19 protein-coding genes are annotated in these 18,663 nt (G+C 68.8%); 9 read left to right on the top strand and 10 right to left on the bottom strand.

Features of this window, described 5'->3' with window-relative positions; genetic code table 11:
* The 9 genes from ACSFBM_RS29875 to ACSFBM_RS29835 all read left to right on the top strand — a co-directional run.
* Positions 1–643: transketolase-like TK C-terminal-containing protein (locus ACSFBM_RS29875; RefSeq protein WP_435487614.1), on the top strand; the 643-nt coding region annotated here is incomplete at its 5' end.
* Between the two features lie 49 nt (positions 644–692).
* Positions 693–1,469, top strand: coding sequence for a FadR/GntR family transcriptional regulator (locus tag ACSFBM_RS29870; RefSeq protein ID WP_435487613.1), 777 nt, complete (start codon positions 693–695; stop codon positions 1,467–1,469).
* A 167-nt stretch (positions 1,470–1,636) separates the two neighbouring features.
* A complete protein-coding gene (locus tag ACSFBM_RS29865) occupies positions 1,637–3,004 on the top strand; it encodes a GntP family transporter (protein WP_435487612.1) in 1,368 nt (455 codons plus the stop codon).
* A 66-nt stretch (positions 3,005–3,070) separates the two neighbouring features.
* Positions 3,071–3,970 (top strand): L-threonate dehydrogenase, encoded by a 900-nt coding sequence (gene ltnD, locus ACSFBM_RS29860; RefSeq protein WP_435487611.1) that lies wholly within the window; start codon positions 3,071–3,073, stop codon positions 3,968–3,970.
* Positions 3,967–5,238: a 3-oxo-tetronate kinase gene (gene otnK, locus ACSFBM_RS29855; protein ID WP_435487610.1), complete on the top strand. Its 1,272-nt coding sequence runs from the start codon at positions 3,967–3,969 to the stop codon at positions 5,236–5,238. Before ltnD ends, otnK begins: the two co-directional genes overlap by 4 nt.
* 19 nt (positions 5,239–5,257) lie before the next feature.
* Positions 5,258–5,923 carry a class II aldolase/adducin family protein gene (locus ACSFBM_RS29850; protein WP_435487609.1) on the top strand — a complete coding sequence of 222 codons (666 nt, stop codon included), beginning with the start codon at positions 5,258–5,260 and terminating at the stop codon, positions 5,921–5,923.
* Positions 5,924–5,935: 12 nt separating this feature from the next.
* Complete coding sequence (otnI, locus tag ACSFBM_RS29845) at positions 5,936–6,754, top strand: 2-oxo-tetronate isomerase (protein ID WP_435487608.1); 819 nt, start codon at positions 5,936–5,938, stop codon at positions 6,752–6,754.
* Positions 6,751–7,947 carry an amidohydrolase family protein gene (locus tag ACSFBM_RS29840; protein WP_435487607.1) on the top strand — a complete coding sequence of 399 codons (1,197 nt, stop codon included), beginning with the start codon at positions 6,751–6,753 and terminating at the stop codon, positions 7,945–7,947. The genes otnI and ACSFBM_RS29840 overlap by 4 nt, the downstream gene beginning before the upstream one ends.
* A 16-nt stretch (positions 7,948–7,963) precedes the next feature.
* Positions 7,964–8,422: a RidA family protein gene (locus ACSFBM_RS29835; RefSeq protein WP_198084040.1), complete on the top strand. Its 459-nt coding sequence runs from the start codon at positions 7,964–7,966 to the stop codon at positions 8,420–8,422.
* A 21-nt stretch (positions 8,423–8,443) separates the two neighbouring features.
* Here ACSFBM_RS29835 and ACSFBM_RS29830 read toward each other — a convergent pair whose 3' ends face one another.
* The 10 genes from ACSFBM_RS29830 to ACSFBM_RS29785 form a co-directional block, all read right to left on the bottom strand.
* A complete protein-coding gene (locus ACSFBM_RS29830) occupies positions 8,444–9,112 on the bottom strand; it encodes a TetR family transcriptional regulator C-terminal domain-containing protein (RefSeq protein WP_435487606.1) in 669 nt (222 codons plus the stop codon).
* On the bottom strand, positions 9,109–10,074 hold the full coding sequence (locus tag ACSFBM_RS29825) for a PDR/VanB family oxidoreductase (RefSeq protein WP_435487605.1): 966 nt from the start codon (positions 10,072–10,074) through the stop codon (positions 9,109–9,111). The genes ACSFBM_RS29830 and ACSFBM_RS29825 overlap by 4 nt, the downstream gene beginning before the upstream one ends.
* A gap of 40 nt (positions 10,075–10,114) precedes the next feature.
* Positions 10,115–10,705, bottom strand: coding sequence for an NAD(P)H-dependent oxidoreductase (locus tag ACSFBM_RS29820; protein ID WP_435487604.1), 591 nt, complete (start codon positions 10,703–10,705; stop codon positions 10,115–10,117).
* Between the two features lie 143 nt (positions 10,706–10,848).
* Entirely contained in the window at positions 10,849–11,877 is a 1,029-nt protein-coding gene (locus ACSFBM_RS29815; protein ID WP_435487603.1) for an ABC transporter substrate-binding protein, read from the bottom strand.
* Between the two features lie 57 nt (positions 11,878–11,934).
* Positions 11,935–13,317 carry an FAD-binding oxidoreductase gene (locus ACSFBM_RS29810; RefSeq protein WP_435487602.1) on the bottom strand — a complete coding sequence of 461 codons (1,383 nt, stop codon included), beginning with the start codon at positions 13,315–13,317 and terminating at the stop codon, positions 11,935–11,937.
* A 129-nt stretch (positions 13,318–13,446) separates the two neighbouring features.
* Complete coding sequence (locus ACSFBM_RS29805) at positions 13,447–14,340, bottom strand: ABC transporter permease (RefSeq protein ID WP_435487601.1); 894 nt, start codon at positions 14,338–14,340, stop codon at positions 13,447–13,449.
* A complete protein-coding gene (locus tag ACSFBM_RS29800; protein WP_435487600.1) occupies positions 14,318–15,127 on the bottom strand; it encodes an ABC transporter ATP-binding protein in 810 nt (269 codons plus the stop codon). The genes ACSFBM_RS29805 and ACSFBM_RS29800 overlap by 23 nt, the downstream gene beginning before the upstream one ends.
* Before the next feature lie 23 nt (positions 15,128–15,150).
* Positions 15,151–15,972: a creatininase family protein gene (locus ACSFBM_RS29795; protein WP_435487599.1), complete on the bottom strand. Its 822-nt coding sequence runs from the start codon at positions 15,970–15,972 to the stop codon at positions 15,151–15,153.
* 209 nt (positions 15,973–16,181) lie between these two features.
* Positions 16,182–17,807: an MFS transporter gene (locus ACSFBM_RS29790; RefSeq protein WP_435487598.1), complete on the bottom strand. Its 1,626-nt coding sequence runs from the start codon at positions 17,805–17,807 to the stop codon at positions 16,182–16,184.
* Positions 17,808–17,836: 29 nt separating this feature from the next.
* Positions 17,837–18,607: an amino acid ABC transporter permease gene (locus ACSFBM_RS29785; protein WP_435437422.1), complete on the bottom strand. Its 771-nt coding sequence runs from the start codon at positions 18,605–18,607 to the stop codon at positions 17,837–17,839.
* Positions 18,608–18,663: the final 56 nt, after the last annotated feature.

The following is an 18,663-nucleotide window of genomic DNA, read 5'->3' as shown; positions in this document are numbered from 1 at the left end:
GGTGGCCGCGACCATCCCCAATTGCAAGGCCTACGACCCGGCCTACGCGGGCGAGATGGCGGTGATCGTCGACGCGGGCATCCGCGAAATGATGGTCGAGCAGAAGGACGTTTTCTATTACGTCACGCTCATGAACGAGAACTACGCGCAGCCCGACGTGCCCGCGGGCGCGGAAGCGGACATCCTGCGCGGCTGCTACCGCTTCGGCGTGTATTCGCCGGCTTCGGGCAAGGCAAGGCAGAAGGTCACGCTGATGGGCTCGGGCGCCATCCTCACCGAGGTCGTCAAGGCCGCGCAGTTGCTGGCCGACGAAGGCATCGAGGCCGAGGTGTTCAGTGTCACGAGCTGGAGCGAACTCGCACGCGACGGCGTGGCGTGCGAACAGCGGGCAATCGCGGGCGACGCGGCCGGCGTGCCGTTCGTCGCGCGGCAGCTCGGCGCAGGCAAGGGCCCGATCGTCGCCGCCACCGACTACGTGCGCAGCGTGCCCGAGAGCGTGCGCGCCTTCCTGCCCGAAGGCCGTCGCTACCTCACGCTGGGCACCGACGGCTTCGGCCGCAGCGACACGCGGGCGGCATTGCGCGGGTTCTTCGGGGTGGATGCGCAGAGCATCGCGCGGGCGGCGCGGCACGCGCTGGGCTGAGCCTGCCGCGGGTGCAGGGCGCATAGGCTGCGTTAGAGTCGCGCGTTCGATGGCGACCCGCTTCCAATCCCTAGCCCCCACCGTCCGCCTGGCCGACCAGGTGGCCGATGCGCTCGCGGCCGAGGTGCGCAGCGGGCGCCTCTCCGAAGGCGACCGGCTGCCGACCGAGGCGGTGCTCGCCGAGCAGTTCGGCGTGAGCCGCACCGTGGTGCGCGAGGCGGTCTCGCGGCTCAAGTCGCTGGGGCTCGTGGATTCGCGCCAGGGCAGCGGCGTGTATGTGCGCGCCGCCGGCGTCGAGCCGCTGCGCTTCGAAATGCCGCATGTGGCCTCGCGCGAAGCGGTGATCCAGATGGTCGAGCTGCGCCGCGCGCTCGAAGCCGAAGTGGCCGCGCTGGCGGCCGAGCGCCGCACCCCCGACGACGTGCAACGCATCCGCGACGCCATCGAGGCGCTGCATGCGGCAGTGGCCGCCGGTGGCAACGGTGCGGACGAAGACGTGCGCTTTCACCGCGCCATCGCCGAGGCCGCGCGCAACCCCTTTCTGATCGGCACGCTGCAATACCTGCGGCAGTTCCTGCACGGCGCCACGCGCGTCACCCGCGCCAACGAGGCGCGCCGCGCGGACTTCGCGCGCGAGGTCGCGCAGGAGCACGCGCGGATCGTCGCAGCCATCGAGGCCGGCGATGCACTCGGCGCCCGCGAGGCTGCCAAGTCCCACATGGACAACGCCATCCGCCGCATCGAGCAGGCCGACCCGGCCTTCTGGCAGCAGGAGGGCGCGCAACTTGCGCGGCCGCTGGTCGAAGGCTGGCCTGCGGGCAAGTAAGAAGCAAACGAGGTGTTCTTTGCGGGTTTACCCGGGTCCGGCAACTTGTCTCAAATTTGTATGATGACCTGACAAATCAATCGCAACGCGGGTCGCCGACTTCGAAAAGATTCAGCTGAACTGAACGCGCCCCGACCCCGTCCATCCACTCCTGGCCGTTCCATTCCATGTCCACGCCCGTTCTTCTCGGCATTGCCGCCGCCGGCATCGCACTGCTGCTGTTGCTCATCATCCGTTTCCAGGTGCACGCGTTCATCGCCATGATGCTGGTGAGCTTTCTGGTGGCCCTGGCGGCCGGTTTGCCGATCGCCGACATCATTCCCACGCTGATCAGCGGCATGGGCGGCACGCTCGGCTCGGTGGCGATCCTGGTCGCGCTGGGCGCGATGCTGGGCCGCATGATCGAGGTCTCGGGCGGCGCTGGCAGCATGGCGACGCGCTTCACCGTGTGGCTGGGCCCGCAGCGGGTGCCGGCCGCGCTGACGGCTGCCGCCCTGGTGCTGTCGATTCCGGTCTTCTTCGACGTCGGCTTCATCATCCTGGTCCCCATCATCTACGGCTTCTGCAAGGCGGCCGGGGTCGATCCGGTGAAGTTCGGCCTGCCGGTGGCGGGCATCATGCTGGCCACCCACGTCGTGGTGCCGCCGCACCCGGGCATCGTGGGCGGCGCGGCCGTGCTGAAGGCCGACATCGGCTGGATCACGCTGATCGGCCTGGGCATCTGCCTGGTGCTGGCGGTGCTCTCGCAGTTCGTCTCGCGCTGGCTCAACCGCAAGCGCTACGCGATGCTGCCGACCACGGCCGAGCAGTTCGCCGCCTTCGACGCGGGCGCCGACGCCTCGGCACGCCAGAAGCTGCAGGCACCGGGCGTGGGGGTGGTGCTCACGCTGATCGCCGTTCCGCTGCTGCTGATCATGATCGGCACGACCGGCGCCACCTTGCTGCCCAAGGGCGATCCGATGCGCAACCTGCTGGGCTTCATCGGTTCCCCGATCTTCGCGCTGATGGTCGCCATCGGCCTGGCCTTCTGGATGATCGCCAAGCGCCAGGGCTGGTCGAAGGCGCACACCAACGAAGTCATGGAATCGGCCCTGCCGCCGGCCGCCACCGTGATCCTGGTGACGGGGGCGGGCGGTGTGTTCGCCAAGGTGCTGACGGCCACGGGCATCGGCGCGGCACTCTCGCAGAGCATCGCCGCGGCGCACCTGCCGTTGATCCTCGCGGCCTTCGTCATTTCGCTGGCGCTGCGCGCCGCGCAGGGGTCGGCCACCGTCGCCATCCTCACCACCTGCGGCCTGCTGGCCGAGGCCGTCGTGGCGGGCGGCTACAGCGCCGTGCAAGTGGCCTTGCTGGCCGTGGCCATCGGCTTCGGCGGCCTGGGCCTGTCGCACGTGAACGACTCCGGCTTCTGGATCGTGACCCGCTACCTGGGCCTGAGCGTGGCCGACGGCCTGCGCAGCTGGACCGTGCTGACCACGGTGCTCGGCGTTGCCGGCTTCCTGATGACGGCCGCGCTGTGGGCGCTGGCGACCTGACCGGGGTTTTCCCGCGCCGAGCCGTCTGATCCTTCCCTCTTCAACCTTCCAGAGAAACAATCCAGCATGACTTCCAAAAATGTCGGCGTGATCGGGCTCGGCGCCATGGGCCTGGGCATTGCCAAGACGCTGCGCGGCAACGGGTTCAACGTGCATGTGTGCGACGTGCGCCCCGGCGCGGCGGACGCTTTCGCGAACGAAGGCGGCGTGGCCTGCGCATCGCCCGCCGCCCTGGCCGCTGCCTGCCCGGTGCTGGTGTCGGTGGTCGTGAACGCGGCACAGACCGAATCGGTGCTGTTCGGCGAGAACGGTGCCGCCGCCGCGATGCCGGCCGGCAGCACCTTCGTGATGTGCTCGACCGTCGACCCGAACTGGTCGATCGCGCTCGAAGCCCGGCTCCACGCGCAGGGCGTGAACTACGTCGACGCGCCGATCTCCGGCGGCGCCGCCAAGGCGGCCTCGGGCCAGATGACGATGATGACCTCGGCCAGGCCTGCGGCCTACGCCGCGGCCGACGCCGTGCTCGACGCGATGGCCGGCAAGGTCTACCGCCTGGGCGATGGCGCGGGCGCCGGCAGCAAGGTGAAGATCATCAACCAGTTGCTGGCCGGCGTGCACATCGCCGCCGCCGCCGAAGCCATGGCGCTGGGCCTGCGCGAGGGCGTGGACGCCGCCGCGCTGTACGAGGTCATCACGAACAGCGCCGGCAACAGCTGGATGTTCGAGAACCGCATGGCCCACGTGCTGGCCGCCGACTACACGCCGCTGTCGGCCGTGGACATCTTCGTGAAGGACCTGGGCCTGGTGCTCGACACCGCGCGCGCCAGCAAATTCCCGCTGCCGCTGGCGTCGACCGCACACCAGATGTTCATGCAGGCCTCGACCGCCGGCTTTGCCAAGGAAGACGACAGCGCCGTCATCAAGATCTTCCCGGGCATCGAATTGCCCAAGGGGAAGAAGGCATGAGCGCCCTCAAGCTCGGCTGCATCGCCGACGACTTCACCGGCGCCACCGATCTGGCCAACAACCTGGTGCGCGCCGGCATGCGCGTGGTGCAGACCATCGGCGTGCCGGACGGCCCGCTGGCCGCCGATGTCGACGCCGTGGTGGTCGCGCTCAAGTCGCGCACCATCGCCCCGGCCGACGCCGTCGCGCAATCGCTGGACGCCCTGCGCTGGCTGCAGGCGCAGGGCGCCCAGCAGATCTACTTCAAGTACTGCTCCACCTTCGACAGCACGGCGAAAGGCAACATCGGCCCCGTCGCCGAGGCGCTGATGGACGCGCTGCAATGCGACTTCACCATCGCCACGCCCGCCTTCCCCGACAACAAGCGCACCGTGTTCAAGGGCTACCTGTTCGCGGGCGACGTGCTGCTCGACGAAAGCGGCATGCAGAACCACCCGCTCACGCCGATGACCGACCCGAACCTGGTGCGGGTGCTGCAGGCGCAGTGCACGCGCAGGGTGGGGCTGATCGACTACACGGTGGTCGCGCGCGGCGCCGAGGCCATCGACGCGCGCATCGCGCAGCTGAAGGCCGAGGGCGTGTCGATTGCCGTCGTCGATGCGGTGTCGAACGACGACCTGCTGCGCATGGGCCCGGCGCTCGCGAAGTTGCCGTTGCTCACTGCGGGCTCGGGCGTGGCCATCGGCCTGCCGGCCAACTTCGGCCTCGCGCCGTCGTCGCAGGCCAGCGCGTTGCCGAAGGCCGGCGGCAAGACGGCGGTGGTCTCGGGCAGCTGCTCGCTGGCCACCAACCGCCAGGTGCTCGACTTCATCCAGCGTGGCGGCGCGGCGATGGCCGTCGACCCGTTGCGCATCGCGGCGGGCGTGGATGTCGCGGCCGAGGTGCTGGCATGGGCCGCACCGCTGATCGACAAGGGACCGGTTCTCGTCTACTCCACCGCCGAAGCCGGTGCCGTGAAATCGGTGCAGGGCCGGCTCGGCGTGGAAGAAGCGGGCGCCATGGTCGAACGCACCATCGCCGCCATTGCGCGCGGCCTGGTCGAGCGTGGCGTGCATCAACTGGTGGTGGCCGGCGGCGAGACTTCGGGCGCCTGTGTGCAGGCGCTGGGCATCGCGCAGATGCAGATCGGCCCGCAGATCGACCCGGGTGTGCCGTGGTGCCATGCGCGCTCTCCCGCCGCACCGCAGACGGGGCTGCACATTGCGCTGAAGTCCGGCAACTTCGGCAGCGATGACTTCTTTACCAAGGCCTTTGCGGTGCTTGGATGACCTCCGCGGTGGTTGTGACATGAACGAAACCCAAGCCCGAGAAGAAATCTGCAGAGTCGGCCGCAGCCTGTTCGAGCGCGGCTACGTGCACGCAACGGCAGGCAACATCAGCGTGCGGCTGGACGACGGCTACCTCATCACGCCGACCGACGCCTGCCTGGGCTTTCTGGACCCCGCGCGTCTCGCAAGGCTGGACGCGCAAGGCCAGCAGACCAGCGGCGACCGCGCCAGCAAGACCATCGCGCTGCACACGCGCATCTACGCCGCCGCGCGCAAGTTCGACGCGAACACGGCCTGCGTCATCCACACCCACAGTACCCACTGCGTGGCACTCACGCTGAACGAACCGGGCGACGAACTGCTGCCCGCACTCACGCCGTACTTCGTGATGAAAGTCGGCCATGTGCCCGTCATTGCGTACCACCGTCCCGGCGCACCCGACGCGGCCGAACAGGTGGCACAGGCCATCGAACGCCTTGGCAACGCCGGCACGCCCATCCGCGCCGTGATGCTCATGCGCCTGGGCCCCAACGTGTGGCACGACACGCCCGCCGCGGCCATGTCCGTGCTCGAGGAACTCGAGGAAACCGCCCGGCTCCAGCTGCTCACGCAGGCTTCAAGACCCGTGCCCCTGAACGCCGATCAGATCGATGAACTGCGCCGCACCTTCGGCGCACGCTGGTAGTACAAACACCCCATGCCCCAATTCGCCGCCAACCTCTCGATGCTCTATCCGGAGCTCGCCTTCCTCGACCGCTTCGATGCCGCCGCGAAAGACGGCTTCAAGGCCGTGGAGTACCTCTTTCCGTACGACTTCGCGCAGAGCGACATCCTGGCGCGCCTGAAGCACAACGGCCTGCAGCAGGTGCTGTTCAACGGCCCGCCCGGCGACTGGAACGCCGGCGAGCGCGGCCTGGCCTGCCTGCCCGGACGCGATGCCGAGTTTCGCGAAGGCATTGCTCGCGCCATCGACTACGCCGTGGCGCTCGACTGCCCGCGCATCCACGTCATGGCCGGCCTCGTGCCCGAAGGCCTGGAGCGCGACGCGCTGCAGCCGGTGTACCTCGACAACCTGCGCTGGGCCGCGGCTGAAGCCGCCAAGGCCGGCCGCGACGTGCTGATCGAGCCGATCAACACGCGCGACATTCCGGGCTTCTTCCTCAACCGGCAAGACCATGCGCACGAGATCGTCGAGGCGGTCGGCGCGCCCAACCTCAAGGTGCAGATGGACCTGTACCACTGCCAGATCGTCGAGGGCGACGTGGCGATGAAGATCCGCAAGTACCTGCCCACCGGCCGCGTCGGCCACATCCAGATCGCGGGCGTGCCCGACCGGCACGAGCCCGACCTGGGCGAGCAGAACTACCCCTACCTGTTCGACGTGCTCGACGAGGTGTCGGCGCAGTGCGGCTGGCAGGGCTGGGTCGGGTGCGAGTACCGGCCCAGGCGCGGTTGCGAGCCCGGCGGCACCTCCGCGGGCCTGGGTTGGTTGCGCGCATTGCAGCAACGCGGATGAGGCTCGAGGCGCTGCGCATTCCGGCGCCGCTGCGCGGCTTTGCGGCGGGCGATGCGCAGGTCTTCGATGTCACGCTCGAGGGCGACAAGGTCGCGGTCATCGCGCCCAGCGCCTCGCAGGCACAGGCGCGCGGCACCCTGCTGAGTGCCTTGGTCGAAGCGCATGCGCACATCGACAAGAACTACACCGTGCAGGACGTGGGCGCGGCGCAGGGCAACCTGTTCGCGGCCATCGAGCGCATGAACAGGCACCGCGACAGCTGGACCGGCGCGTCGCTGCGCCTGCGCATGGAGCGCGCGCTGCAAGACGCGTGGCACTCGGGCACGCGCGCGCTGCGCACGCACCTGGACTGGGTGCAGGCCGAACCGCCGGCCGCGCTGGCCGTGTTCGAAGCGCTGCGTGACGAATGGCGCGGCCGCGTCGCGCTGCAGTTCGTGTCGCTCACGCCGCTCGACCTGTTCGCGGACCTGGCGGCGGGCGAGCGCATCGCGCGCGAGGTGAAGCGCGCGGGCGGCACGCTCGGCGCGTTCGTCTACCGCAACGACGGCATCGTGCACAAGCTGGGGCGCGTGTTCGACCTGGCGCAGCAGCACGAACTGGGGCTCGACTTTCATGTGGACGAGGGCCTCGACGTGGAGGCCGGCGGGCTGCGCAGCATCGCGCAGCTGGTGCGTGCGCGCGACTTCCGCCACGGCGTGGTCTGCGGCCATTGCTGCTCGCTGTCGGTGCAGGACGAGGCGGTCGCCCACGAAACACTGGCGCTGTGCGCCGGCGCGGGCCTGCACCTGGTCGCGCTGCCCACCACCAACCTCTACCTGCAGGGCGCGTGGGACGGCACACCGGTGCCGCGCGGCATCACGCGCATCCGCGAGGCGGCGGCACGGGGCTTGCGTGCGAGCCTGGCAACCGACAACGTGCAGGACGCCTTCTACCCCTACGGCAGCTACGACCTGCTGGAGACCTTCGGCCTGGGCGTGCAGATGGCGCACCTGGCCCCGGCCTCCGACTGGCTCGACGCCGTCACCGTGAGCCCCGCCAAGGCGCTGGGGCTCGCATGGGACGGGCGCATTGCGCCGGGCTGCCCGGCGGACCTGCTGGTGTTGGCGGCCACCGACGAACACGAACTCATCGGCCCGCGCGGACGGCAACGCACCGTCATCCGCGCAGGCCATGTGCTCGATGCCTTGAAATGAATCCGGAGAACACCCCATGAGCATGGGCAAGCCAATGGCCAACTACGCCGCCGCCAAGCGCGTCGGCGATTTCGTCTTCATGAGCGGCGTGGTCGCCGTCGACCCGGCCACGCGCCGCGCCGTCGCCGGCTACGACGCCATTCCCGAAGCCGCACGCACCGCGCTGCAGGGCGTGGGCTACGCCACGGGCCAGATGTCGGTCGACGTGTTCGAGGCGCCCATCGTGGCGCAGAGCTGGTTCGTGCTGGAACGCATCCGCCAGATCGCCGCGGAGCACGGCGGCACGATGGAAGACGTGGTGAAGCTGGTGCAGTACTTTCGCCACCTGCCGCACTACGCGTTCTACAACCGCGTGCGCGGCCTGTTCTATCCCGGCGAGCCGCCGGTGAGCACGGTGGTCGAGGTGTCGCGCTTCCTGCCGGGCGACGAGGTGCTGGTGGAAGTCGAAGCCACCATGTACCTGCCCCGGCGCTGACAAGGTGCTGACGAGGCGCGGCTACTTGACGCCCGCGCCCTTCAGCAGGAACTCGGTCACCTGCTCGATCAGGTAGCGCCGGTCCTTGTCGTCGCCCTGGCGCGCCGCGTCGCGGTAGTACGCGGCCTGCGTGGCGTGGTCGGCGTAGAACTGCGTCACGGCCCAGATGTGGAACAGCACCAGCATCGGGTCGGCGCTGTCCATCAGGCCCTGGTTCATCCAGTTCCGGATCACGGCGGCGGCCTGGTCGGTGCGCTGCTTGCTCGTGTCCATCATGTCGTTGATGACCGGCGCGCCACGCATCATCTCGGCCGTGAAGATGCGCGAACGCAGCGGGTGCTCGAACGAGAACACCATCTTGCGGTGGATCAGGTCGCCCAGCACCTTGCGCGGGCCGAAGGCCTCGTCGCTGAAGCCGAACACCACGATCCAGTCGGTCAGGATGTCCTGCAGCACCTGCCGGTACAGCGCCTCCTTGCTCTCGATGTAGTAGTGCAGCTGCGCCTTCGACAGGCCGGCCTTGTCGGCGATGGCCTGCGTCGACGCGCCGGCCAGCCCTTCGCTGGCGAACACCTCGATGGCGGCCTGGTTGATCAGGCCGAGCACCTGCGTGTACTTGCGCGAGCGGCCGCGCGTGGCGGGCGCGTCGGCTTCGCCCTCTTCGATGCCGGCGGGCGGGCGTGCGCTCACAGCTGCAGCACCAGTTCCGTGCCCTTGGCGCGCGAGCAGCACAGGGCCACCTTGTGGCGGCGCTCGCTGCCCGTGAGGCAGAAGTCGCGGTGCTCCGCGCCTTCGCCGTCGCCTTCGACCACGCAGGTGCCGCACAGGCCCTGCTGGCACGACACGGGAATGTCGATGCCCACTTCATGCAGCGCATCGACGGCGGTCTGGTCCGCGGCCACCGGCACGCGGATGCCGCGCTTCGCGAGCATCAGCGTGAAGGGCAGGCCGGTGCTGGTGGCGGCGTCGGTCGGCGCTGCGAAGTACTCGGCATGCAAGGCGTCTTCCGGCCAGTGCGCGGCAGCGTCGCGCACCGCCTGCATGAAGCCGCCCGGGCCGCACACGTAGAGGTGCGTGCCCGTTGCACGGTCGGCCAGCAGCGCGTGCAGGTCGATGCGCTGCGTGGCGTCGCCCTGGTCCAGGTGCAGGCGCAGGTGCGGCGCGAGCGCTGCGTCGCGCAGCGCGTCGGCGAACGCCAGGTGTTCCTCGCTGCGCGCGAACACGCACAGCGTGAACGCAGCGCCGCGCGCGGCCAGCGCCTGCGCCATCGCCAGCAGCGGCGTCATGCCGATGCCGCCGGCCAGCAGCAGGTGGTGCGTGGCTTCTTCGCGCAATGGAAAGGTGTTGCGCGGCGCGCTGATCGACAGCAGGTCGCCTTCGCGCACGCGCTCGTGCATCGAGGCCGAGCCGCCGCGGCTCGCCGCCTCGCGCTTCACGCCGATCACGTACGGGCCGGCATCGCAGGAAGCAGGCGCGCGCGCCAGCGAGTACTGCCGCGAGAAGCCGCCCGGCATGTGCACGTCGATGTGCGCGCCCGCCTCGTACGACGGCAGCGGCCGGCCCCACGGGTGGGCCAGCTCGAAGGCCAGGATTTCGGGCGTCTGCCGCGAGATGCGTGCGACGCGCACGGTCAGCGTGCGTTCGAGGCTCATGAATGGGCTCCCTGGGTCTTGTCGGTGGAGTGGGTGTTCGTCAGATGCTGCCCAGCTTGCGCGACACGCGCTCGATGAAGCGCGTGCGGTCTTGTGCGGTGGCGGCGTTCATGTCGTGCAGCTGCAGCCAGGTGACGCGGCAACGCCAGTCGAACAGCGCGCGCAGCGCACGGGTGAACAGGCGCTTGCATGGATGGCCGATGGCCAGCACGAACCAGTGCGGCGAGCCGCCGGTCGTCACCACGGTGAGCCTGCGCACATGCCGCATGCCCGACCTGGCGAGCTGCCCCTTGCGCTCGGCCGGCAAGAAGGCCACGCCCGGCAGCCACACGCGCTCCAGCCAGCCCTTGAGCATCGACGGCGGCCCGTGGAACCAGGTGGGAAACACGAACACCAGGTGCTCGGCCCACAGCAGCGCGTCGACGTGGGGTTTCACACGCTCGCGGATCAGGTCGGGGTTGTCCAGGTAGGCGATGCGCTCTTCGCGCGTCAGCGTCGGGTCGAAGCCTTCGGCATAGAGGTCGATGGTCTTCACGGCGTGGCGCGGCTCCAGCGCCGCGAGCGCGGTGCGGTAGAGCGCGTGGTTGAAGCTGTCGGGGTTCGGATGGCAGTGGACGACTAACGTTTTCATGAGAGAGGGCCGCATCGCCTGTTCGGCGAGACAGGGTCAGAGCCCAGGGAACAAAGGCCGCGCGTGCCTTATGGCAACCCAGGCGCCGGCATCTGACCCCGGCGCAAGCCCCGCGCGACCCACGGGAAAAACAACGAGACGAATTACTTGCCGGTGAGCTTCTTGCGGACGTCGACACCCACGCCCTTGTTCACGAATTGCGTGGTGACCACCTTCGACAGGTCGACCTCGCCCGCCTTGTACAGGCCGGCCTTGACCATCTTGTCGTAGAAGTCCTTCACGCGCGCTTCGTCCATGGCGCCGATGCCCTTGGTGAGCGACTCGCCGCTGTCGACGATGCCCATCTTCTTCATCAGCTCGATGGAGCCCTGCAGCGACGCGACGGGCGAGTCGGGGTTGGTCTTGGCGATGAGTTCGTTGGCGGCCTTGTTGTCGCCGTAGAGGTAGTTGTTCCAGCCGATGATCGAGGCCTCGAGGAACTTGCGCACCGTCTCGGGCTTGGTCTTGATCAGGTCGGCGCGGGTCTCGATGGTGGTGGAGTAGGTCGAGAAGCCGTTGTCGGCCAAGAGCTGCACCACGGGGTCGAAGCCGGCCTGCGCCTTGATCGACAGGGGCTCCGAGATGGCGTAGCCCTGCTGGATGGACTTCTTGTCCGCCAGGAACGGGCCGACGTTGAAGGTGTAGGGCTTGAGCTGCGAGTCCTTGAAGCCGTGCTCGGACTTCATCCACTGCCAGAAGCTGAACTGGCCGTCCTTGCCGATGAAGGCCACGGGCGCCTTGGCCATGTCCTTGAAGGTGTCGAAGCCCTGGCCCGGGTGCGCGAACATGGCCTGCGGGTCCTTCTGGAAGAAGGCCGCCACCACCACGGTGGGCACGCCGTTCTTCACGTTATCGAAGGACTGCAGCAGGTTGCCGGTCATCAAGAAGTCGACCTTGCCGGCCGGCAGCATCGGCCGGTTGTTGACCATGGGGCCGCCCTGCTGGATCTCGACGTCGAGGCCGTACTTCTTGTAGGTGCCGTCCACCAGCGCCTGGTAGAAGCCGCCGTGGCCGGCCTGCGCCTTCCAGTTGGTGGCGAACACCACTTTTTCCTGCGCCTGCGCGGCGAAGGCGGCGGCGGTCAGCGCCAGGGCGAAGGCCAGCGGGCGGATGCGGAAAGCGGGGATGCGCATGGGACGTGCTCCTGTGGAGGTTTTGAAAGGTACGGGATGCGGAGACTAAATCTTTTCTCAGCGTTCGACGGCCATGTCCGGGTGCCAGCCACGCGTCTTGCCGGGGTTCATCAACCCCATCGGATCGCTGCGCTTCTTGAAGTCGATCTGCTGCGTGTCGATGGTCTTCATGCCGCCGTCCTCGATGGTGACCACGTGCGGGTTGAAGATCTGGCAGCCGCCCTGCGACTCGATCTCGCGGATCAGCTCGTACTGGTGGGCTTCGCCCTTCCAGCGCACCAGCAGGATGCCGAAGGTGCCGCACTCGCCACCGGCGCGCGCGAAGTCCTGGTGCTGCAGCACGTCGTCGCCGAAGATTTCAAGATGCCGCTCGACCACTGAAGGATCGAAGGGCTGCGCATAAGCCACTTGCAGGTACGTCCAGCCGCGGTCGGCCTTCAGCGCCTGCAGCGTCGTGTGGTTGAAGGCGCACTCGTAGGCGGGGGGCAGGCCGTCGGCGAGCAACTCGGCCTCGGTGCCGGCCACGGAGATCGTGCCGCCATGCGCATCGGCGAGCGCGCGGAACTCGGCCATAGACTCGGGCGAGACCATGGTGAACACCGCGTGGCGGTCGATCGGAAAGCGGTCGCGCATCGCCGTGTAGTACGGCGAGAAGCGAGCCTCCACCGTCGACAGCAGGAAGATGTCGAGCGAAGGCGCCTGCGCCGCGATGCCGAAGTCCAGCGCGCCACGGTAGCTTTCGAACAGCACCGTGCAGTGCACCCATTCGACGGCGGGGCTCAGGGCGACCTCCACGTCGAGAATCACGCCGTTGGTCCCGTAGGCGTGGTGCACCTGCTGGATCTCGTCGCCGTGCAGTTCGATGACGCGCGGCTCGCGCTCCACCGTCATCACGCGCGCGCGCAGCAGGTTGCCGGGGTCGCGCAGGATGCCGTGGCGAAACGACCCGATGCCGCCGAAGCCGCCCGCGATGAAGCCGCCGATGGTCGCCACATGCCAGGTCGAGGGCCACATGCGCAAGGCCTGGCCGGTCTCGCGCGCGGCGAGGTCGATGTCGTGCATGCGCGCGCCGGCCTCCACGCGCATGCGGCCTTCCTGGATGTCGAGCACGCGGCACATCTGCGTCACGTCGAGCACGAGGCCGCCCTCGAGCGGCACGCACTGGCCGTAGTTGCCGGTGCCGCCGGCACGCACGGTGAGCGGCAGCTTCCACTTCGCGGCCACGGCCGCGGCCTGGCGCACGTCGTCTTCCGTGCTGACCTTCACCACGAGGTCGGCCACGCAGCCCGCGAGCTGCGCGCTGAGGATGGGGCTGTACCAGTAGAAGTCCTTGGACAGCTGCTTGCGCTGGGCCGGCGCGGTGATCAGGTTGAGGCCGCGCAGGTCTGCGCGCACGGCGTCCCAGTCGATGTCTGTCGGGAAGGCCCGTTCGGAAGTCATCGGGGCGTGCCTCGCGGGATCGCATTGCAAGGAAACACCGCGGAACCGGCTTTGCCGGGCCGCAGGTGTTGCCCCCGGTAGGGGGTTGGCGAAGCGACACGAAGTGCGCGAAGCCTGGGGGCGAGCCAATTAGCGTTCACGTCGCATCTCGCTTTCGTGCCAGTGGCCGAGTACGAGGCGCGACAGCGCCGCGAACACGATGAAGATCACGATGCCCAGCAAGGACACCAGCAGCAGCGCCGCGAACATCATCGGGATCTCGGTGCGAAAGCTCGATTCGAGGATGCGCGAGGCCAGCCCCGTTTCCTTGCCCGCCGTGCCGGCCGTGAACTCGGCCACCACCGCGCCGATCAGGCTCAGGCCGCCCGCGATCTTCAGGCCGGCCATGAAGTAAGGCAGCGCGCTGGGCGCGAGCAGGTAGCGGAAGGTCTGCCAGGGCGAGGCCTTGTAGAGCTGGAACAGGTCGCGCAGGTTGCTGTCGGCGCTCTTCAGGCCGATGACGGTGTTCGACAGGATCGGGAAGAAGGCCACGATCCACGCGCACAGCAGCAGCGCCGCCGTGGTGCTCGACACGTAGATCAGGATCAGCGGCGCGATCGCGATGATGGGCGTCACCTGCAGGATCACGGCAATGGGGAACAGGCCGATCTCCACCCACTTGAACAGCGCGAACGCGATGGCCAGCGCCACGCCGCCGACGATGGCCGCCGTGAGCGCGAGCAGCGTGAGCTTCACCGTGAACCACAGCGCGCTGGACAGCGAATCCCAGTTGTCGAACAGCGTGCGCAGGATGAGCGAGGGCGCGGGCAGGATGTAGTGCGGGATGTTGTTGGCCCGCACCATCCATTCCCACAGCAGCAGCAGCGCGAGCACGATGCCCGCAGGCACCACGATGCGCAGCATCGACTCGCGCCGGCGCAGCCTGTCTTCGTGCGCGCGCAGCATGTCCGCGGTGGGCGTGGCTTCGGCGGTGTCCACGGGTGGTGCAGGCATCACGGGTTCAATGGTCGACGTCGAGGCCATGCAGCGCTCCATGCAGGGATTGCGAGACGGCCGTGCAATGCGCGTTGTAGCGGCTCGAGGTGCGGAACTCTTCGCCGCGCGGGTACGGCTCGTCGATGCGGATCTCGTCGATCACACGGCCTGGGCGCGCCGCCATCACCACGATGCGGTTGGACAGGTACACCGACTCGTACACGCTGTGCGTGACGAACACGATCGAGAAGCGGTGCTCGCGCCAGATGGCCAGCAGGTCGTTGTTGAGCTTGATGCGCGTCATCTCGTCGAGCGCGGCGAAGGGCTCGTCCATCAGCAGCAGGCGCGGGTGCGTGACCAGCGCGCGGGCAATCGACACGCGCATCTTCATGCCGCCCGAGAGCTCGCGCGGGTACACGTCGGTAAAGCGCGAGAGGCCGACCAGCTCCAGCACCTGCTCGACCACCGGCGCGGCTTCGTCGCGGCGCATGCCCGCGAGCTTGAGCGGCAGCCACACGTTGTCGAACACCTTGGTCCAGGGCATGAGCGTGGGCTCCTGGAACACGAAGCCCAGGTCGCGGTCGCTCTTGCTGTCCTTGGCCGCGCCGGTGTTGGCGCCCGACCAGTGCATCTCGCCCGAGCTCACGCGGGTGAGCCCCGCGATCAGCCGCAGCGCGGTGCTCTTGCCGCAGCCCGAGGGGCCCAGGAAGCTGACGAAGTCGTGCTCGCCGATGTCGAGCGACATGCCCTGCAGCGCCAGCGTGCCGTTGGCAAAGCGCTTGCCGACGTTGCGCAGGGCGACCAGGGGAGGAGTGGATGGCGTTGTGCTTTCCATGGCGCGTTCCTTTGGCGCGCAGCCTAGCGCCAGGCCGGCGTGTTGGCGAGACGAGACAACGGAAAACGGTCGACTTCGTGCAGCAGCTCGACGAAGCGCCGTCCCACGTGGTCGAGCACCGCGGCGCCCTTCTCGGCAGTGGCGCGCGTGGCGTCGCCGGCGGCGCCGGCGGGGTTGATGTCGTGCATCTGCCAGCCGAGCTTGCCGCTGGGCGTGATCGAGAGGAACTTGTTCTCTTCGGCCAGCTGCTCGGTCATGGAGCTGAAGTTCTGGAATTGATCCTTGCGCACGTAGTCGGGCGTGAGGTGCAGCATGACCGAGCTCTCGAGGTCGCCGGCGTGGATGCCGTGCTTGCCCTCGTGCGCGGTGAACAGGCCTTCGGGCAGGCCCAGCGTGTACCAGTTGGCGGCCACGACCATCATGTCGTGCGCTTCGCGCAGGTCGCGCGCCACGATGTCCATCACGCTCATCTGCCCGCCGTGGCTGTTGTAGAGCACCAGCTTGCGCACGCCGGCCCGGGCGACGCAGGCGCCGATGTCCTTCCAGAGCGCAATGAGGGTGGTGGCCGATACGGTGAGCGTGCCCGGATAGCGCGAATGCTCGTTGCTCTTGCCGTAGGGCACCGTGGGCAGAAAGAGCACGGGCAGGTCGTCGGGCAGGTGCGGCAGCGTGGCGCGCACCATGCCGTCGATGGTGGCCGTGTCGGTCGACATCGGCAGGTGGGGGCCGTGCTGTTCGGTGGCGCCCACCGGCAGCACGGCAATGAGCCGTTCGCGGTCGAGGCGGGAGAACTCTTCGCTGGTCAGGTCGGACCAGAAGCGGCTGCGCAGGCGGGGCGGATTCATCGTGGCACACCTCTTTGACGTCGGTTGGACCTTTTAATTATCCATGTGGTCAAGAAAAGTGGCTAGGAAATTACCCGAATACCCTCGTAAATAGGTGTTGCCGACACTCAAATTTGCACACACGGTCAAGTCCAGGCCGTGTCCTGGCCGCGAGGCAGGGGACCTTAGGAGTGGAAGCGGGGCGACGGTGGGGGCGAACGCGCGCAGGCTCAGCGCCGCACCACGTACCGCGTCACCACCGGCGCCGTCTCGCCCAGGTGGAACGCGAGCCGCCGCTCGCGCAGCGCCATGTCGCTCGCGGTGGCGCGGTTGAAGCGGCGCAGGTGGTCGGTCCACGAGTCGTCGACGATCTGCTCCACGTAGCGTTCGGGCTGGGCGATGTCGTGCAGAAGTTCCCATCCGACGGCGCCCTGGCTCAGGCGCGCGCGGCGGGTCTGCTGCATCACCAGGTGGAAGGCCGCGGCGCGGGCCGGGTCGATGAGGAACTCGACGGTGATGACCACGCGGCCGTGTTCCTGCGGCGCCTCGGTGGGCGGGCCGGCCGCCCAGCCGGCCTGGGCGGGGCTGGTGTCGTCCTCGCCGCTCAGGTCGGTCACCCAGCGCAGGGCCATCAGCATCAGCAGCGTGCCGCTCGCGGCGGCAATGGCCAGGCTGATCTCCAGGTTGCTGACCGTCGCCACCTGGCCCCAGATGGCCGCGCCGATTGCGCTCGCGCCCATGATGGCCATCTGGTACATCGACATGCCGCGCGCGCGCACCCAGTCGGGCAGCGCGAGCTGGGCCGACACCGACAGCGAATTGGCCACGGCGATCCAGGCCATGCCGCCGAAGAACATGGCCGGCACCGCGACCCACGCGTTGGGCGCGAAGGCCATGACGGCGGTGGCCGCCGACTGCAGCAGCGTGCCGCGCAGCACCAGCTGGTCGCGCCCCAGCGCCTGGCGCAGCCGCGGCAGGAACAGCACCGCGATGATTGCGCCCGCGCCCATGGCCGCCAGCAGCAGCGTGAAGGTGCCCGCGCCGCCGCCCTGCAGGTTGCGCGCGAGCAGCGGCAGCAGGGCGAGCAGGGCGGTCGAGTGAAAGAAGAAGATCGACACGCGCGCCAGCACCGCGCGCATGCGCTGCGACTGCCGCACGAACTGCACGCCCACGCGCATCGCGCCGATCAGCTTTTCGCGGCCCAGCGGGTTGGGCGTGTGCTCGCGCCGCCAGCGCATCACCACGAAGCCCGAGGCCACCGACAGCACCGCGTTCAGCGCGAACACCCAGACGGTCCCCGCGCTCGCGATCAGCACGCCCGCGGTGAGCGGGCCGACGATGCGCGACGCGTTCATCGCAATGCCGTTCAGGCCCAGCGCGGCGGGCAGCTGCGGCCGGGGCACCAGCTCGGGCACGATGGCCGCGAACACCGGCCAGCGCAGCGCCAGGCCGATGCCGTTGGCGAAGGTGAGCGCCAGCAGCAGCGGCGCGGTCATGAGGTCGAGCGCCAGCGCGGCGCACAGCACGACGGCGGTGCCGGCCAGCCAGAACTGCGTGGCCACCAGCCAGCGCCTGCGGTCGAGGATGTCGGCCAGCGCCCCGCTGGGCAGGCCCAGCAGGAACACCGGCAGCGTGGAGGCCGACTGCACCAGCGCCACCCAGATGGGCGAGGTGGTGAGAGAGGTCATCATCCACGCGGCGGCCACATCGTTCATCCACATGCAGATGTTGGCGATGAGCCAGGTGCTCCACAGCATGCGGAACACGGGGAGCTTCAGGGGCTCGAGGGCCGCGAGCTTCGATGGCTGCGGCCGCGTGGGCGGGATCGGTGTCTCTTCGGGGGATATGGGTGGCATGTGGCGCTATTGTGGCGCCGGCGTTTTCCTCAGCCCCGGTCGCTGCGCGCGAGGTGGATCTCCAGGCGCCGCAGCAAGGTGGTGAGCACCAGCGTCATGACCCAGTAGACCACCGAGATTGCCAGGTACGGCTCCCAGTAGCGCGCATACGCGCCGGCCACGGTGCGCGCCGCGTAGGCCAGCTCGGCCAGGCCGATGGCGGAGACCAGCGAGGTGTCTTTGAGCAGCGCGATGGCGTTGTTGCCCAGCGGCGGCAGCATGCGGCGAAAGGCCTGGGGCAGCACCACGTAGCGCATCACCTGCGCGGGCGTGAAGCCGATGGAGCGGCCGGCATCGAACTGCCCGCGCGAGATCGACTGGATGCCCGCGCGGAACACCTCCGAGATGTAGGCGGCCGAGTTGAGCGTGAGCGCCACCACGCCCGAGATGAGCGCGCCGTGCTCCTGCTTGAGCGTGCGCGCCAGCTCGCCGTCGATCAGCAGGCCCGAGGTCGGGTGGATGAACACCGGCATCACCGCGAAGTGGATCAGCAGGATCTGCACGAACAGCGGCGTGCCGCGGAAGAAGCTCACGTACACCGTGGCCGGCCAGCGCAGGAAGAAGCGCGCCACCCAGGTCCAGGGCGCGTGGCGCGGCTGCGCCAGGCGCGCGAGCGCGAGGCACAGGCCCCAGCTGGAGCCCAGCAGCACGCAGACCACGGTCATGCGCAGCGTCATCCAGGCGCCTTGCCAGAACAGGTCCTTGTATTCCACGAGGATGTCCCAGCGGAACCATCCGAAAAGCAGCACCGGTTGTTCCATGCTTGCGTCCTCAACTCTCAGTCAACGAAAAACGAAACGGCCGCGTGAGGGCGGCC

This window comes from Variovorax pasteuri (genome assembly GCF_051216435.1).
GTDB lineage: Bacteria > Pseudomonadota > Gammaproteobacteria > Burkholderiales > Burkholderiaceae_C > Variovorax.
The sequence above is the reverse complement of the archived record's forward strand: the minus strand, read 5'-3'. Positions and strand labels throughout refer to the sequence as shown.

Bases quoted from the DNA above. Each gene is read 5' to 3' on its own strand.
- otnI (WP_435487608.1), top strand. From the start codon at position 5,936: ATGCCCCAATTCGCCGCCAACCTCTCGATGCTCTATCCGGAGCTCGCC.
- otnK (WP_435487610.1), top strand. From the start codon at position 3,967: ATGAGCGCCCTCAAGCTCGGCTGCATCGCCGACGACTTCACCGGCGCC.
- ACSFBM_RS29825 (WP_435487605.1), bottom strand. From the start codon at position 10,074: ATGAGCCTCGAACGCACGCTGACCGTGCGCGTCGCACGCATCTCGCGG.
- ACSFBM_RS29805 (WP_435487601.1), bottom strand. From the start codon at position 14,340: ATGGCCTCGACGTCGACCATTGAACCCGTGATGCCTGCACCACCCGTG.
- ACSFBM_RS29790 (WP_435487598.1), bottom strand. From the start codon at position 17,807: ATGCCACCCATATCCCCCGAAGAGACACCGATCCCGCCCACGCGGCCG.
- ACSFBM_RS29840 (WP_435487607.1), top strand. From the start codon at position 6,751: ATGAGGCTCGAGGCGCTGCGCATTCCGGCGCCGCTGCGCGGCTTTGCG.
- ACSFBM_RS29865 (WP_435487612.1), top strand. From the start codon at position 1,637: ATGTCCACGCCCGTTCTTCTCGGCATTGCCGCCGCCGGCATCGCACTG.
- ACSFBM_RS29800 (WP_435487600.1), bottom strand. From the start codon at position 15,127: ATGGAAAGCACAACGCCATCCACTCCTCCCCTGGTCGCCCTGCGCAAC.
- ACSFBM_RS29815 (WP_435487603.1), bottom strand. From the start codon at position 11,877: ATGCGCATCCCCGCTTTCCGCATCCGCCCGCTGGCCTTCGCCCTGGCG.
- ACSFBM_RS29795 (WP_435487599.1), bottom strand. From the start codon at position 15,972: ATGAATCCGCCCCGCCTGCGCAGCCGCTTCTGGTCCGACCTGACCAGC.
- ACSFBM_RS29870 (WP_435487613.1), top strand. From the start codon at position 693: ATGGCGACCCGCTTCCAATCCCTAGCCCCCACCGTCCGCCTGGCCGAC.
- ltnD (WP_435487611.1), top strand. From the start codon at position 3,071: ATGACTTCCAAAAATGTCGGCGTGATCGGGCTCGGCGCCATGGGCCTG.
- ACSFBM_RS29835 (WP_198084040.1), top strand. From the start codon at position 7,964: ATGAGCATGGGCAAGCCAATGGCCAACTACGCCGCCGCCAAGCGCGTC.
- ACSFBM_RS29820 (WP_435487604.1), bottom strand. From the start codon at position 10,705: ATGAAAACGTTAGTCGTCCACTGCCATCCGAACCCCGACAGCTTCAAC.
- ACSFBM_RS29785 (WP_435437422.1), bottom strand. From the start codon at position 18,607: ATGGAACAACCGGTGCTGCTTTTCGGATGGTTCCGCTGGGACATCCTC.
- ACSFBM_RS29850 (WP_435487609.1), top strand. From the start codon at position 5,258: ATGAACGAAACCCAAGCCCGAGAAGAAATCTGCAGAGTCGGCCGCAGC.
- ACSFBM_RS29810 (WP_435487602.1), bottom strand. From the start codon at position 13,317: ATGACTTCCGAACGGGCCTTCCCGACAGACATCGACTGGGACGCCGTG.